This window comes from Anaerotruncus sp. G3(2012) (genome assembly GCF_000403395.2).
Lineage (GTDB): Bacteria > Bacillota > Clostridia > Oscillospirales > Ruminococcaceae > Anaerotruncus.
This window is the reverse complement of sequence record NZ_KE159657.1, coordinates 614557-630437: the sequence shown is the minus strand read 5'-3', so window position 1 is coordinate 630437 and position 15881 is coordinate 614557. Positions and strand designations below refer to the sequence as shown.

At 52.2% G+C, this 15881-nt stretch carries 11 protein-coding genes; all 11 read right to left on the bottom strand.

What is annotated here, in order from left to right:
• A partial coding sequence (locus tag C814_RS08760) for a hypothetical protein (RefSeq protein ID WP_016315306.1) occupies positions 1–448 on the bottom strand: 448 nt, incomplete at its 3' end.
• A 52-nt stretch (positions 449–500) separates the two neighbouring features.
• Complete coding sequence (locus C814_RS08755; RefSeq protein ID WP_016315305.1) at positions 501–1253, bottom strand: ABC transporter ATP-binding protein; 753 nt, start codon at positions 1251–1253, stop codon at positions 501–503.
• 14 nt (positions 1254–1267) lie between these two features.
• A complete protein-coding gene (locus tag C814_RS08750; protein WP_016315304.1) occupies positions 1268–2035 on the bottom strand; it encodes an ABC transporter permease in 768 nt (255 codons plus the stop codon).
• Positions 2036–2359: 324 nt separating this feature from the next.
• Positions 2360–3403 carry a TRAP transporter substrate-binding protein gene (locus tag C814_RS08745; RefSeq protein WP_016315303.1) on the bottom strand — a complete coding sequence of 348 codons (1044 nt, stop codon included), beginning with the start codon at positions 3401–3403 and terminating at the stop codon, positions 2360–2362.
• A complete protein-coding gene (locus tag C814_RS08740) occupies positions 3396–5120 on the bottom strand; it encodes a DHHW family protein (RefSeq protein ID WP_016315302.1) in 1725 nt (574 codons plus the stop codon). The genes C814_RS08745 and C814_RS08740 overlap by 8 nt, the downstream gene beginning before the upstream one ends.
• 12 nt (positions 5121–5132) lie before the next feature.
• Positions 5133–6542 carry an MBOAT family O-acyltransferase gene (locus tag C814_RS08735; protein WP_016315301.1) on the bottom strand — a complete coding sequence of 470 codons (1410 nt, stop codon included), beginning with the start codon at positions 6540–6542 and terminating at the stop codon, positions 5133–5135.
• A 332-nt stretch (positions 6543–6874) separates the two neighbouring features.
• On the bottom strand, positions 6875–7600 hold the full coding sequence (locus C814_RS08730) for a hypothetical protein (RefSeq protein ID WP_016315300.1): 726 nt from the start codon (positions 7598–7600) through the stop codon (positions 6875–6877).
• Positions 7601–7788: 188 nt separating this feature from the next.
• Positions 7789–9219 (bottom strand): transglutaminase-like domain-containing protein, encoded by a 1431-nt coding sequence (locus tag C814_RS08725; RefSeq protein WP_016315299.1) that lies wholly within the window; start codon positions 9217–9219, stop codon positions 7789–7791.
• 282 nt (positions 9220–9501) lie between these two features.
• Positions 9502–10488, bottom strand: coding sequence for a 6-phosphofructokinase (pfkA, locus tag C814_RS08720; RefSeq protein WP_016315298.1), 987 nt, complete (start codon positions 10486–10488; stop codon positions 9502–9504).
• 185 nt (positions 10489–10673) lie between these two features.
• Positions 10674–12224 carry a sensor domain-containing diguanylate cyclase gene (locus C814_RS08715; RefSeq protein ID WP_016315297.1) on the bottom strand — a complete coding sequence of 517 codons (1551 nt, stop codon included), beginning with the start codon at positions 12222–12224 and terminating at the stop codon, positions 10674–10676.
• 23 nt (positions 12225–12247) lie between these two features.
• Complete coding sequence (locus C814_RS08710) at positions 12248–15745, bottom strand: DNA polymerase III subunit alpha (RefSeq protein WP_016315296.1); 3498 nt, start codon at positions 15743–15745, stop codon at positions 12248–12250.
• Between the last annotated feature and the right edge of the window lie 136 nt (positions 15746–15881).

Sequence of the window (15881 nt, the reverse complement as noted above, 5' to 3'; positions counted from 1 at the left end):
GCTGATTCAGGCGTTCCTCCAGCCGAAGATCGCGCTCGTCTATCCGTGACTGCTGCTGATTCAGGCGTTCCTCCAGCCGAAGATCGCGCTCGTCTCTCCGCATTTTTTGCTGATCCAGCTGTCCCCGCAGCTCTGCCAGCTGACGGATCTGTTCCTGAATGCCTTCCGCGTTTTGCAGAAGCTCTTCCTGAAAGGATGGCATTTCGGTTTCTAATTTTTCAATCTGCAGCTGCTGCTGATCTAAGCAGCCCTGCATTCCAGCCATCTGCTGTATCTGTCCAGACAAGTCTCGCAATATGTGTCCTTGTTCTTCTAATTTTTCTCGCTCAGTTCCAAGCTGCTCTTGATAACCCGTCATCTCTTCGCGGATACGTTCATCCTCATGATAAAGTGGATGGATATACCATCCTAAAATACGGCGGATGATCTTTTTTATCAGTTCTTTCATTTATCCATATCTCCTTTGGATTTTTCGGATTTGGTATCGGCTATAAATAACATCAGGGCAATCCCTTTCCCGACGTAAGAAATTCCTCATACCGGTCACAGATCGGCTCCATCTCCCCGAATGCGATCTGTTTTCCTTTGTGCAGCCAGAGCACCTTGTTGCAAAGTTCTCGAATCTGATTCAGCGAATGCGACACCAAAATCGTTGCCGCACCCCCGTCGATGATTTCCCGCATCTTGGCCGCGCTCTTTTCCTGGAATGCACCATCCCCTACCGATAGTACCTCATCCAAAATCAGGATTTCCGGCTGCACCAGCGACGCGATCGAGAACGCCAATCTCGACTGCATCCCTGTGGAAAGCTGTTTGAACGGCCGTTCCTCGAACTCCCGCAACTCGGAAAAATCCAGAATCTGTTCGTAGGTTTCATCCATGAATTCCTTGGTATATCCCAGCATCGCTCCGCGCAGATAGGCATTTTCCTTGACCGTCAGGTCACCGTCAAAGCCGGATGCCAGTTCCAGCAACGCAGAAATATTCCCATTCCGTTCAATCTTCCCCGCTCTCGGCTCCATCACCCCAATAACCGCCTTGAGCAGCGTCGATTTTCCCGCGCCGTTCGTCCCGATGATCCCCAGCATATCCCCCTTTTTCAGCTCAAACGAGACATCTTCCACCGCCATAAACGTTTCCACATGGTACTGATGCTTCAGATGCCGCATCGTCCATTCCTTCAACCCAATATCCTTAAAATCCCCGATCTTATAGCTGATCGAGACATGCTCCGCTTTCAACATTGTTTTCATCGCAAACCCTCTACTCAAACGTAATACAGGAACTCATGGTTGTACTTTTTGTACATGTAAGCCCCCACCGCAAAGGCTCCCAACGCATATGCCGCAGCCAACAGATGAAATCCCAGCGAAGGGATCGCCCCATCAATCACGATCTTCCGGAAATAGCGAATATACAGATAGATCGGATTCGCCAGAAACAGGAGCTGTGCCGTTTCGCTGTAGACGTCTATTGTGTAGAAGATGGCGGAAAGCCACATCAGCAGCTGGGTCAGGATTCCCCACAGATACTGCATATCCCGGAAGAACACGAACAATGCTGACAGGATCAGGCCCACCCCCAGATTAAACACGATCATGCACACCACCGGATAGACCAGCAAAAAAAACTTCCAGGTGAACGGAATCCCGTCAAAAGCCGTGAACGCAAAGAAGATGAGGAGCGTCAGCCCGAAGTTGATGAGCGAAGACACGTTCTGAGAAAATAGAAACAGATACTTTGGTATGTTCACCTTAGTGAAGATTCCCGCGTTTCCCACCAGCGAAGTCATTCCTAGATTAGTCGCATCCGTAAAATAGGAGAATACCAACTGCCCTGCAAACAGATAAATCACATAATGGTGTACGTTGCTTCCAAGCAAGTTGCTGAACACCAGCCACATAATCAGCAGGTTCATCAGCGGGGACAGGATACTCCACGCCATCCCCAGGATCGTCCTCTTGTATTTTTTCGCGAAGTCCCGTTTGACCAGTTCTCCAAATAAAAACTGGTGCTGTTTTAGCCTCTGCAACATGTTTGTCGTTTCCTTTCTGGATTATTTTGTTGTTTCTGTAGCCTGTCCATATCCATTAAATTAATGATCCCCAACTTTGAGATTGGCCTTCTTTGAACAAATCTCTCTTATCTTCTCTCTGTATAGATACAGAATAAATAATCTGTTTCATTTTTGTTTAAAATAAACCTTTAGCAAGACTATGGGATATCATATCATAAAAACTGTGAAATGACAAGTAGTGGAATCTGTTTTTCGCAGAAATCTGTTCTATAGGAAATAGATCAAAAGGTCTCCTTCAGCATAACGTCCTGCTGAACAAAATATCCAGCAGGACGTTTTCCACTATTCAAATCGTTGGACCAATTGGTAAACACGCGGATCAAAATAATCAGGCGGGGTATAAAGATCGGTACCCTGTCCGTTTTTTCCATAGAGCACCCCGGCGATCGCCAGACGTTCAACGTCCACTTCAGGAATCTCCCTAGCCCGGATTTGCTCTCGCAGGCCGGCTTCCCGGACAGAACGCCTTTCTTCCATCCCGGCAGTCAGACCTGCACAGCTCTCCAACAGCACCGCCTGTTCCCAACTGGTGAGCTGGCCGAAACTCTGACTGCTCATAAAAAGCCAGAGCGGCTCCATTCTGTGGTAGCTGTTGATGAACCGCACCCGTCCGGACGAATGTTCCAAGCTCAAAACCTGGTCGAGGGTCACCTCGATCGCGCTGACTGACACCGATTCGGATTTTCCATCCTCTGTGGACAGTTCCACCCGCTCCCCCAACCGCAACGCACTGGTGTAAGGCAGGACCCGCACTCCCAATGCCTGAAAAACAGCGGATTCATCCGCACTCCCCACAGACATCGCCGCAGTCACTCCGCGAAAGTCTGTCGCTGTGCGCAATTCCTGCCCTCCTGTGACCAAATGGCTGCTCCCATTATAGAATGCGACCATTGGAAAGATTCCCTTTTCACTGAGCCGCTGTTCCAAAATCTGCCTAACCTCTTCCGAGTTGAGCGCACTGGTCATGTGGTGACCGTTATCGAACAGGAACGGCAGGGAAAACATCGCAAATAACCGGTCTGCGCGGGCAATCTGCGCATTGTTCAGCAAAACCATGTCCGCTTCTTCCCGGCTGACCGTCGTGTCATTTGGATAGCCGAGCTGCACGTCGACGGTCAGCGCACCCCCGCTCATCTGCTCGACCGCATCAGCGAATTCGTCAACGCATACCAAAACATTCCGACTCAGGTTCCGGTTTACCTGCAAAACCAACGTGTGGGTCTGCGCTGGGGAGGAAAGCAGCGTGGGACTATGCATCTGCTGCCCGCATCCACAGAGAGCCACCGCCAGCCCCACAGCCATGGCGATCAACCTGCGGCTAATCATCCCGCGGCGGCATCCGCTTAACCCTCTTGGGCGGCTGCTTGGGAGGTTCCGGATCAGGTTCGGGGTCCGGCTGATAGACCATCGCGTCAACCACTGGTTCCTCCGGCTCAGAAGACTCGACCGGTTCTTCTGCCTCCTCCTGCGGGTCCGGCTCCGCCGGAACAGGCGCAGGCAGCGGATAGAGCGCCAGGTGGCGCAGCCCGTCGATGCAGCGGATGTGATAAGGCGTAAAAACTGCGAAGCTATTGTTTGCAAAGACCAGCTCGTTGATGCCGTTCTGCTTGATGAAATCGACCAGCGGGAACTCGAAATACCGCTGATCCACCACATAGACCTCCTCATAGTGGTTGATAAGGAACGGCGCAAATGCATTGCCGAATGACTCCTTCACCACAAGGATTTTGCGGCCATTTTTGATGTTGGTGGTAGCTTTGATCAGCGGGAAATCTCCATGCAGGAAAACCGAATAGCAGTTCGGGCTGACCGCATACTCCCCCCACAGGGAATGCTCTTTCGCAGTGTAGGGGTCCCCACGGTCATACCGTACCGCTTCATACTCCTGCGGGAAAATGTAATAATCCACATAATCCGGAGTTTGCAGCAGGGTGCTGTCCTGCGTCTGGGCATACATCGTGCCGATAAAATTGTCCAGGCGGCGGGTTTCACAGTCCTCCAGGCGGATCGGCTCTAAGCCTGCCTGCTCGCAGAATGCAGTATATGCGTAATATGCCCCCAGACCGGTCCAGTGATGGTCGGTACGGAAATAAAGGTATTTATCCCGGTTCTCTGCCAGCTTGGACCATGCATCCACCTTCTTGATCGACGCATCCTCCTTGCTGTAAATATGGTCGATTGCATCCTTCTGGGACGCAGACATATCCGCATATTTCTTCGGGATATAGAATTCGCTCGCTGTCGGGATAATCATATTGTAAATCTGCACCGTAGGAAGCTCGCGGTGATAGGTGTTGAGTACCTCCGCATACCATTCCCCGTTGGAATAGCTGGTGCCGAACAGCGACATCGCCATCCCCTTATAGACAAAGATGCCGTTGCTGACCGTCGTCGGTTCCCCATCGTCCTCCAGCGGCTCCAGTGTGAATGCCTGCGAGGAGGAAGCCTCAGAGGAACTGTCCTCAGACGAACTGCCATCCGGAGAAACCGCTGGGAGGCTGTTCCCGGATGGAGGCGGTGTCGGATTCTTGTTCTCAGGCAGGGACGCATCCGCTGGGATATCCTGCACCTCTCCCCCGGGCGGCTGCACGATCCGCACATCATCCATCCGGATTCCGCGGCTTTCATCCACCACTGCCGACAGGGTCACCAGCCACTCACGAAACGGAAACGTATCTGCAAAATAGGTTTCGATGTCGCGGGTCAGCGAGCCTTTGAACAGGCTGGATGCTGAAAATTCCGGCATCTTGGCCAGGTCGCGCTTCTCAATCTGTGAAAAAACCGGCTTTTCCATCGCAAACGAACCGACGCAGAAAGCTGCCAACATTCCGCATAGCACCATGATGTTAAACGCAGAAATCCGGCTCAGGCTTTTACCCGGCACCTTGAGATGCACCAGTTCATAATAGCGCTCGATCTCCTCTTCGGCAGTCGGGCGGGCGGGTTTTACGGTTGCCTTTTTCCTTTCTGGACTCTCCTTCTTCCCGGTATTTCCGCTGCCCGGAGAATACCGGAACTGTTTTGCTTTGTTCTTTTTTCTCATTGTTTTCCCCCGTCAGAATCTGTAATACAAAAATGGATTGTAACTCTGCCCAACCAGTTGAGCGGTGCAGACCACAAGCAGTGCAAAATTGATAAACGTCTGACCACAGAGCAGCACCCGCATGTTTCCGACCGGAAGCCGCTCAGAGACAAACCGTTTGAGCATCTTGACAATTGGCATACAGAAGAATACCGCCAATGCTACCCAGAAGATATTATTCAAAATGCTGAGATGGACATGGCTGTCCCACAGTCTGTGCCCTTCCAAACCAAACATGATCGAAAGGTAACGTCCCAGCCGCGAGGTGTCTGTAAAATAGAAGATCACCCAGCCGGTAACTGCCACGATCAGCAGGTAGATATGTCCGACACATTTCGGCAGCTTCTCAAGCCACTTCCCGAGGAACAGCCGCTCGCACAGGATAAACAGTCCGTAATAGACTCCCCACAGGATAAAATTCCAGCTTGCCCCATGCCAAAGCCCGGTGAGGAACCAGGTAATCAGCAGATTGCGAATTGGGTGGACCCGGTTTCCTCCCAGCGGAATATAGACGTAATCGCGAAAAAAACTCGAAAGCGAGATATGCCATCTGCGCCAGAACTCGGTCACCGATTTTGAAATGTACGGGTAGTTGAAGTTCTCTTTATAATGGAATCCGAACATCCGGCCAAGTCCGATCGCCATATCCGAGTAACCGGAAAAATCGTAGTAAATTTGCAAGGTATAGAGCAATGCACCAAACCATGCCCCACCCACTGTAAGCTGGGAAAAATCGCTGTCAAAGAAATTGCCCGAGAGCTTGCCCGCAACGTTTGCAATCAGGACCTTTTTTGCCAGACCGAATACAAACCGGGTCATGCCCTCTGAAAAGGTTACCAGGGTGACCGACCGGCTGCGGATCTCGCGGGCAACATCCGCATATCGGATGACCGGCCCTGCGACCAGCTGATGGTACATCGAAAGATAGAGCAGATAATACGCCGGGTTCCTCTGCGGCTCGACCTCTCCACGGTAGACGTCTACCACATAGGAGATCGTCTGGAAGGTGTAGAAGGAAATGCCAATCGGCAGTGCAAAAGCCGGAGGCGTAAACGAGGTATGCAGCAACGCATTGAGATTTTCCACCAGGAATCCGCTGTATTTGAAGGTGCAGAGCAAACCGAGGTTGATGAGAAGCGAGGAACAGAGCGCAGCACGTGCGATCCACCCGCCTCGAAACCTTCCGATCAGCCGCCCATGCATATAGTCGAACATTGCCGAAGTCAGCAGAAGCAGTACCCAGACTGGTTCCCCCCACGCATAGAAAAGAAACGAAAAGCAGATCATCACCGCATTGCGGTAAGCGATCTGTTTCGAAAGAAAATAAAACAGCAGATTGAGCGGCAGGAACAGATAAATAAACAACAGATTGGCAAAAACCATGGGCAAACTCCTTAATGTAAAAAACACGCAAAAGCGCTCTAGACTCTATTATAATGCGTATGGCACAAAACTACAAGCCTTGAACGCAAAACTTTCCAATCTTACCATCCGCATCGCACCAACCAGACCTTATTATACACATTTCTCCCGGAATAATAAAGCACTTTTCTGTAATTTCTTCCCCGAATTTTTTCCTTTTTAAAATCCGCCCCCTCCCGCCGCTCCAGCCTGCCCATGAAATATCCGGTTCTCTTACCCAAAGGATATGCCGCGGGAGATAAAGCAGAACGCGCATCTTTTTCAGATGCGCGCCCCACTATCAGGATCGCCGGTTATTTTTTGCCAGTACCATTACAGTTCCAGCATTTTCCTTTGTTGCTGCGACAGTTTGCACAATCCTGTAGCTTCCCACCCAGATAGGGATTTTCCATCAGACCATCTCCATAGCAGGTAGGGCAGGTCCCAATCCCACTACAGGCGTTGCATCCACTAGGAGCATCTGCCAAATCTGACGGCTGAAAAACACCCTCAAACTCGGAAGACATCTGCTTATGTGCCTGCAAATATGCTTTTGCCCGCGCCCGATCCATCGCGTCAATCTCCGCATCCGAGTAGCCCATTTCATTTAGGAGCGCCCGTCTCTGCTTGTCCCATTCCTCTCTTTTCAGCTGATAGTCTGGGTCCATGTAACTTCCAAGAAAACATTCAGAACATTTTGGGTAGCCAGCCCCTGCACACTCCCGGCATGGAAAGAACGCCGCAAACGTTGTAATATGGGGATCTGTTTTGTAGCCACTTCCATTGCAGCTTTTGCACTCTGTATCCGACCTGCCGCTTCCACCGCAAAACGGGCAGGAAATCAGCATCTGCGGAGATTGCTCCATCATAAGCAGATATTCTTCGTAGACCTGCTCAAATGGCCGTCTGTCCTTGGAACTCAATAAGTCAGACGCATCCGCTTTTACCAAGCTGTTGTGCTCCACATAGCCGCAGCCTAAAGCCAAAAAAGCCATAACGACTGTCAGAAAAGCCGAAAGAACCCGATATCTTGCACGCATCCCAATCCCTCCTTTTGTTTTATTTCTATTGTAACAGTATTTTTTTACAAATTCTATCTTCAAAAGCTACAAAAGACGGGGCGTTTTTTATTCACTTCCTCAAGAGGCTTTTTGCCATTCCCCAAATGAGCAGGATTGGGATGGCAGAGACACAGGATCGTCTTTATCCGGCGCCTGTTTCAGCCAATTCAAAGGATTGGTGCGGCCCAGAAGGCATCCGCATTGGTGGTAACAATCTCAGGGCGCGACCATGGATACTGAACCTGATAATTCAGCGGAACAAGCAGACGATCGCGGTTTCCTGCGGCATTATCCCCTTCGAAGCAGGCATTGGTGCGGCTGGAAAAACGGAACATATTCTTGGTCATATAGGCGCGGTAGTATTCCATTGAGAAGGGGGCGCGGTTATGTCCAGCAGTCTCGTTGGCGACAAGCACCTGCCCGCTGACCAGCGCATCCCGCACCTGCGGAATACTTAAGTAGCTCCCGTTCTGATCCCGGAGCATCAGCCGGTAGGTTGGGTCGATCATCACCCACTGCCCCAGATCGCTCGACCACGCGTGCACGATTACATGGCAGTCCTCGCAGGGGTCTGTATAGGGCAGACACATCACCACGCGGGCAGGGATTCCATATGCGCGCAGGATCGCAGAAAACATTGCCGCCTGTCCGCGACACTCAATCCCTTCCGCCTGATCGGCATAATTCAGAATCGAAATCACATCGGTCTGTTCGGGCATCCCGGAAGCGCCGTCATGCGGGAACCGGTCGCAGAACACCTCAAGCAGCGCCTGCATCATCGCGACATCGCTGCTATACCCTTTTACAGCCGTATTGGCGAAATCTGCCGCATTCAGCAGCGCAGCAATTTTCTCTTTCTCGTAAAGCTCGTAGGTAAATGGAATCGTGTCGCTGCCTGTCCCGAAGCTGGGGTATTTCGCCAGCCGTTCGGCCCAGACTGCGGGCGGCTCCCCCTCGAACAGATACTGCTCCTGCTGGTCCTTGATGTCCGGAGTGCTCGACATCCTGTACAGTTCGAATTCGTAAACCTTGTCATACTGCGCCACTGTACCAGCCAGTTTGGTGTCGTTTTCGGCCAGCGAGAGGGTCACCGTTGCTTCCCAGGTCCCTTCATTGAAGGTAAAGGTTGTCCCTTCCTTCGAAACCTTCCAGGAATTTGGCAGCATATAGGCCGCATCATAGGACTGGATCGTGATGAACAGTTTTGGCGTCTGAGCGTCATCTACGATGTTCAGCTCGATTGGGTCAAGATAATAGGCGGAGGAAGACAGCTTGGTCGGCAGGGAACCCGCCCATCTGCCGTTCAGCCTGCGAAAAATCTCCCCGGAACTGCCGGAAGGGGTCCATCCCCCGACAGACTCCGGCTCGGCCGGAGCGGCTTCTGCCCCGTCCACCGCAGGTGCTGAAACTGCTGGCTCCAGAATCGGCAGCGGCTCTGCCTGTGAAACCTGCGTCAATGCCTCTGACGGAATCCTGCTCTGCGCCGAAGCCCCAATAGTCATCAAAGCAGAAAAGGGAGAGGCTGCTGCCTGTACCCCCATTCCCGCCAGACACAGCGCGGCCAATATCGGAGCGGCCCGTTTATGTAAATGGTTCATTGTGGCGTTCTCCTTTCCAGATAGATGGTATTTTCCATGCCGGAAACTACCGGCTTATTTATATAGTGTAACAAACTCCACATATTACTGCAAGCGGAATCTGTTTCCTGCAAAATGATAAAAAGTTTGGAAAGTGGGAAACGGAGCTGCCGACAGCTTTGCGATACCGTCAGCAGCTCCGCTCATCCGGGTCAGATGTCCCGGGAAGACACAGGGAAAGATACGAGGGAGTGTATTTTTTCGCAAGGAAAAAACATCCTGTATAAGATATGGAACGGGTTCTTAAATAGAGATCACATCAGCAATCCGATAAAGCTGCTCATCGAACTTACGCTTCATGTTCAACGCTTCCAGGATGTCCAAATCGACGATCTCACCTCCACGGCTGACAATCACACGATTTCCAATCCCCTGTTCGAGAAGCTCAACCGCACGATAACCCATATGGCTCGCCATGACACGCTCACGGGCGGTCGGGACGCCGCCGCGCTGTACATGCCCAAGAACGGTCGCGCGGGACTCCACGCCTGTACGCTCTTCCAGTGTCCGCGCCAGCTGATGTACGTCCCCGCCGATGCTGTCCTTGACCCCTTCCGCAACAATAATGATAAAATGCTTTTTGCCGGTATTCAGGGTTCTCTGCATCTTCTCGATAATCCCGTCGATTGTGAACGGCATCTCAGGGACAAGGATCGCCAAAGCGCCGCAGGCGATACCGGCGTGCAGGGCAATGTCTCCGCAGTGGCGGCCCATAACTTCAACGATCGAGCAACGGTCATGCGACTGGGAGGTATCACGCAGCTTATCGACCATGTCTACAACCGTATTGATCGCGGTTGCAAAGCCAATGGTTTCATCGCTCGAAGCGATGTCGTTGTCGATGGTGCCGGGCAGCGCAATACAGGGAACCCCTTTGAGCGACAGGTCGCGCGCACCGCGGAACGATCCGTCACCGCCGATGACGACCAGGCCGCTGATCCCGATTTCCTCGCAGACCTGCCGACCGCGCTCAACTCCCGCATCGTCACGGAATTCCGGGCAGCGCGCGGTATAGAGCACTGTACCGCCGCGATGCAGAATATCGCAGACGCTGCGCAGATTCATCTCAACCATATCCCGGGCCAGCAGGCCGCTGTACCCTCTACGGATGCCGATGACACGCATTTTCTTATAAAGTGCACTTCTGACGACCGCGCGAACCGCTGCATTCATACCCGGTGCATCTCCGCCGCTGGTCAAAACGCCGATTGTCTTCTGTCTGTTATCCATTTTGTTACGACCTCCATCCAAATGATCGAAAGGTTTGTTAAACTTATATCATTTACCATTATATTCGCCATTATACTCGATTCACCCGCATTCTTCAAGACAGTGGACGAAAATTTATCGCATTTTACGAAACCACCTGCAAAACCGGCAAAAAGCTGTTCACTTTGTCCTGATCCTCATCCGTGTTACACCTTGCTCCGTTTCTTTTCCTGATACAGCATACTGTCCACCCGCATATAGGCAGATTCAAAACTGTCCTCCGATTCGGTCAGCGCCGCGCCGATACTCCCGCTGAACAGCTTATCGGTACCCGGAATCTCAATTTTCAGGATGTCCCGCAGCTCATTAATCCGGGTACTGACCTCATCTGCATCCGAAACCGCATACAAAAATACGACAAACTCGTCCCCGCCAATCCGCCCTGCATCTCCACCATACTGCTCGGAAAATTCTTTCAGGATGCGCCCGGTCTGCTCAAGCACAAGATCCCCGGTATAGTGGCCATAGGTGTCGTTGACCTGCTTGAAATTATCCATGTCGATGATGAACATGAGCCCACGCTCGGAATTGCGCTTGCCAATCAGGTAAGATTTAATCTTTTCCTGAATGGTATATTTATTATACAGCCCTGTCAGCTCATCAATCTCAGCTTTCTGGCGCAGTGCTTCCATCTCCACGCTTTCCTTGTCACAGTCCTTTATGGTGCCGATCAGCTGCACCACCTTCCCGGACTGGTCCTTCACTCCGCAGAGCTTCATTATACACCAGATATACCGCTCATCCTTTCCATACAGCCGCACCTTCTGTTCTCTTAAAAGCGCATCCTGCCTGCAATCCAGGAGCATCTGTTCGATCAGCCCTGCATCATCCGGATGAAAGATTCCGCCTTCTTTAATCCGTTCCAAAGCGCGGCTCCGCGGGATATCGGCTGCAATCTTATCCTCCCAGTTCATGGAATAGGTCACCGCATCCTCTTCCATATTGATCTCGAAGATAATGTCCGTCAGCTGCGAAAGCAGAATTTCGCTCCTGTTGGCATTTTTCTGAAGTTCCTCATAGGCGTCCGTCTGCTCATTGATCCGGATAAAAATTGCCTGTATCCACATCTTGCCCCTGGAATCCCTGACCGCTTTCATATAGGCCGAAACGAGGATTATCCGCCCGTCTTTGCAGTTGATATGATAGGAGGTATTCCGGTTTCCTCCCTCCAGAGAGATGTGCAAAACATCTTCCCTGAACCGTTCCCGCTCCTCTGGAACGATAAGCTGTGCAAAATCCGTCTGTTTCTTCACCGTCAGCTCTTCTTTGGTATATCCTACCAGTTCAGAAAAGACATCATTGGAAGAATTGATTTCAAAGTTTCTGGATGCACTGAAACTGCATAAGCCCTCCAGCATCTGCGGCCAACCTTCCCGGATGCCGTTTGCCCGATCCTGCGCCATTCCCTGCGGCTGCAAATCCGGATGTCGGGATCCGTTTTTCAGAAAACTGCCCGCAAAGCCTGCCGCAATCGCCCGGGTCCGATCCCGGTTGAATACCCAGACCCGGGCGAACAGCACCAGAGCAAAGAGCAGAAGCGCAACAAACGATTCCGGCCAGTCAAAATCGAATTCGAAATCCCCGAAATCATAGCATTCGGATACTGCCCACATTCCAACGGCGATGGTCAGAAGGTTCAAGCCCAGACTGATTTTTCTGACCATCCTGTTAACATTTCCCTTATCTCCATGCTGCATGTGCCTCCAACTCCTTTTCCCGGTCATGGTTTATACACCACGTTGTTCTCGCCAAGCAGTTTTTTCAGTTCCCGCTCAAGCACCGCGTGGTAATGCACCCAAAGCCCCTTTGAGGCGATGTTATAGGTGCCGCTCTCTTCAAAATAAAACACAACTTTGATCCCATCCTCCTTGTCGGGCGCAAAGATCGACAGAAGATTTTTCACCTTGTCGTAAACCGGCCCTCTGCCGCACTGCATCCGGAGGTAAACCGCAGCGTTTTTGCTGGGAGCCGGAACTTTTGGGGAAGCAACGGGCTGGCGGGCATTCAGGGTCCCTTCCTTCATCGCCAACTCGAACTCCGCCGGCGACCAGACAACGTCAGCGACCAGTTTTGCCTCCTCTTCCTCCCGCATCGATACCTTTGCCCGCAGAACCACCACCGCCCCCTCCCTGAGATGGGACGAATAACTGTTCAACACTTTTGGGAATACCAACAACTCAACGCTTCCGCTCGTGTCCTCGAGTTGGACAAACGCCATCATCTCCCCGCTTCTGGTGGATTTCAGCCGTTTGCCGTTCACGATCGCCGCCACATAGATGCTGTTCCCGTCGTGGATGCCGCTTCCGCGCTCCTCCGCTGCGGTCACATCCGCAATCAAGGTGCACTGGTATCTGCTGACCATCTCCTGAAACCGAGCCATCGGATGCCCGCTGATATAAAGCCCGGTGGTTTCCTTCTCCATCGCCAGCAGGCGGGTGGGGTCATATTCCTCCACCTCCGGCAGCGCATAAATATTCTGCGACGAAAGGGCTGGGTCGTCAAACAGGGTGATCTGCCCTGCAATATTGTTTTTGTTGGAGGTGTCAATATCGTCGATCAGCGGTTCGTATCCCTCAAGCATCTGACGCCGGTTGCCGCATACGCAGTCGAGCGCGCCTGATTTAATCAGGCTCTCGAGTGCGCGCTTGTTCATATCCTTGCCATACATCCGCTCACAAAAATCGGTGAAATCGGTAAACTTACCGTTCTGCCGTTCTGTAATCAGCTCACGGATCATCCCTCGGCCGATATTTTTAACCGCAAGCAGGCCAAACCGAATAGAATCCCCCGCCACTGTGAACCCTTCGCCCGAGATGTTCACATCGGGGGGAAGCACCTTGATCCCAATGCGGGAACATTCGTTGATATACTCGATCACCTTGTCGGTATTTTCAAGCACGCTGGTCAGCAGCGCCGCCATGAATTCTTTCGGATAATGCGCCTTGAGATAGGCAGTCTGGTTGGCAACAAACGCATAGGCTGCTGCGTGAGATTTGTTAAATGCGTAGGAGGCGAATGATGCCATCTCATCGAAAATCTGATTGCCGACTGTGCGCGGCACCCCATTCTGTTCCGCGCCGCTGACAAATACCTCCCGTTCCTTCTCCATCACATCGTGCTTCTTTTTAGACATGGCGCGGCGGACGAGGTCGGCACGCCCGTAGGAGTAACCGCCAAGCGTACGGCAGATCTGCATGACCTGTTCCTGATAGACGATGCATCCATAGGTGACCTCAAGGATCGGTTTCAGCAGCGGGTGCTTGTAGGTGACTAGGCTTGGGTTATGGCGGTTGCGGATGTAAATTGGGATTGAATCCATCGGCCCGGGACGGTAGAGAGAGATGACCGCAATCAGGTCTTCCAGTGAGGTTGGGCGGAGCTGGGCGATCACCGCGCGCATCCCCGCCGATTCGAACTGGAACACCCCGACGCACTGTCCCTTGGTAAGCATCGCAAATGTTTCCGGATCATCGAGCGGGATATTATCAATGTCAAAAGAGGGATTTTCCCTCCGGACCTCCTGCTGTGCGTAGCTGATGACTGTCAGGGTGCGCAGTCCAAGGAAATCCATCTTGAGCAGCCCAAGCTCTTCGAGGGTGGTCATGGTAAACTGGGTGACCGGCATCGTCTCTTCGCTCTTATAGAGCGGAACGTAACTGTCTACCGGGTCGCGGGTGATGACCACCCCGGCTGCATGGGTAGAGGCATGGCGGGGCATCCCCTCGATCTTGCGTGCCATATCCAAAAGCTGCCGGACCTTTGGATCGTTGTCATACTGGAACTTCAGCTCTTTGGAGACCGAAAGTGCTTTATCCAGAGTCATTTTCAGCTCAAACGGAACCAGCTTGGCGATCCCGTCGATCTGCTGGTAGGGCATCCCGAGCGCCCGTCCAACATCCCGAATCCCACCGCGTGCCGCCATGGTTCCAAACGTGATAATCTGCGCCACATGATCGGAACCATACTTTCGCACCACATAGTCTATGACTTCCTGCCGCCGTTCATAGCAGAAGTCAATATCAAAGTCAGGCATACTGATCCGTTCCGGGTTGAGAAACCGCTCAAACAACAGATTGTAGCGGATTGGATCAATATTGGTGATCCCGATGCAATAGGCGGCAAGGCTTCCCGCACCCGATCCGCGCCCCGGCCCCACCGGTATCCCGATACTCCTGGCATAGTGGATAAAATCGAATACGATCAGATAGTAGTCAACATATCCCATCTTCCGGACGATGTCAAGCTCGTATTCCAGCCGCTCGGTGACCTCCGGAGCGGGCGTTTCCCCATAATGCCGGTGCAGCCCCTCGTAACAGAGACGGGTAAAATAGGCAGCATTGTCCTCCCCAGCCGGCGCAACGAAGAGCGGCAGCCTGGTGTGCCCAAACTCAAACGCAACGTTACACATCTCTGCGATTTTCAGGGTGTTGTCGAGCGCGCCGGGATAATTGCCAAACAGGTACGCCATCTCCTCGCGGCTTTTGATGTAAAATTCCTCAGTTTCAAACTCAAGGCTCCCCGGTTCATCTACTGTCGTATTGGTCTGGATGCAGATGAGCACGTTCTGCATCTTTGCATCCTCTTTTTCGATATAATGCGCGTCATTGGTAGCAACCAGCCCAACCCCAATCTCTTTCGAAAGCTGAAGCAGACCGGGCAAAATCTGCCGCTGGAGCGGGATGCCATGGTCCTGAAGCTCCAGGTAGTAATTCTCCGGGCCAAACAGGTCCCGGAAGTAAATCGCAGTTTCCTTTGCGCGCTCGTAGTCACTCGAAGCGAGTGCACGCGGAACCTCCCCTGCCAGACACGCCGACAGGCAGATCAGCCCTTCGTGGTACTGCTCGAGCAGTTCGCGGTCGATCCGGGGTTTGGAATAGAACCCCTCGACAAACCCAGACGACACCATCTTAATCAGGTTCTGGTAGCCGGTATTGTTTTTGCAGAGCAGGACCAGGTGATAGGGGGCATTATCCACCTTATGCTGCCTGTCAAACCGGGTGCGCGGCGCGACATATACCTCGCATCCGATAATCGGTTTGATCCCGTTTTTCTTCGCGCATTTGTAGAAATCGACCACCCCGAACATAACCCCATGGTCAGTGATCGCCACAGCACTCTGTCCGAGCGATTTTGCGCGTTCGATCAGCCGCTCGATCCGGCAGGCCCCGTCCAGCAGGCTGTATTCAGTATGCACATGAAGATGCGCAAAATCACCCATATGATAACACCCTCTCTTTCATGAAATCATTCTGTTTTCGCGTGGTGGGCGCCTGCTCGAAAAGCTGTGATGCAAAGCAGGCTCCCCTCACAGTCCTTTGGCCGCAGGCACAAAAGACTGTTTCTGGTCTTTTTAA

What these genes read in the sequence shown, in the direction of transcription:
- C814_RS08755 (WP_016315305.1), bottom strand. Translation starts at nt 1,253, where the DNA reads ATGAAAACAATGTTGAAAGCGGAGCATGTCTCGATCAGCTATAAGATC.
- C814_RS08750 (WP_016315304.1), bottom strand. Translation starts at nt 2,035, where the DNA reads ATGTTGCAGAGGCTAAAACAGCACCAGTTTTTATTTGGAGAACTGGTC.
- C814_RS08745 (WP_016315303.1), bottom strand. Translation starts at nt 3,403, where the DNA reads ATGATTAGCCGCAGGTTGATCGCCATGGCTGTGGGGCTGGCGGTGGCT.
- C814_RS08740 (WP_016315302.1), bottom strand. Translation starts at nt 5,120, where the DNA reads ATGAGAAAAAAGAACAAAGCAAAACAGTTCCGGTATTCTCCGGGCAGC.
- C814_RS08735 (WP_016315301.1), bottom strand. Translation starts at nt 6,542, where the DNA reads ATGGTTTTTGCCAATCTGTTGTTTATTTATCTGTTCCTGCCGCTCAAT.
- C814_RS08730 (WP_016315300.1), bottom strand. Translation starts at nt 7,600, where the DNA reads ATGCGTGCAAGATATCGGGTTCTTTCGGCTTTTCTGACAGTCGTTATG.
- C814_RS08725 (WP_016315299.1), bottom strand. Translation starts at nt 9,219, where the DNA reads ATGAACCATTTACATAAACGGGCCGCTCCGATATTGGCCGCGCTGTGT.
- pfkA (WP_016315298.1), bottom strand. Translation starts at nt 10,488, where the DNA reads ATGGATAACAGACAGAAGACAATCGGCGTTTTGACCAGCGGCGGAGAT.
- C814_RS08715 (WP_016315297.1), bottom strand. Translation starts at nt 12,224, where the DNA reads ATGCAGCATGGAGATAAGGGAAATGTTAACAGGATGGTCAGAAAAATC.
- C814_RS08710 (WP_016315296.1), bottom strand. Translation starts at nt 15,745, where the DNA reads ATGGGTGATTTTGCGCATCTTCATGTGCATACTGAATACAGCCTGCTG.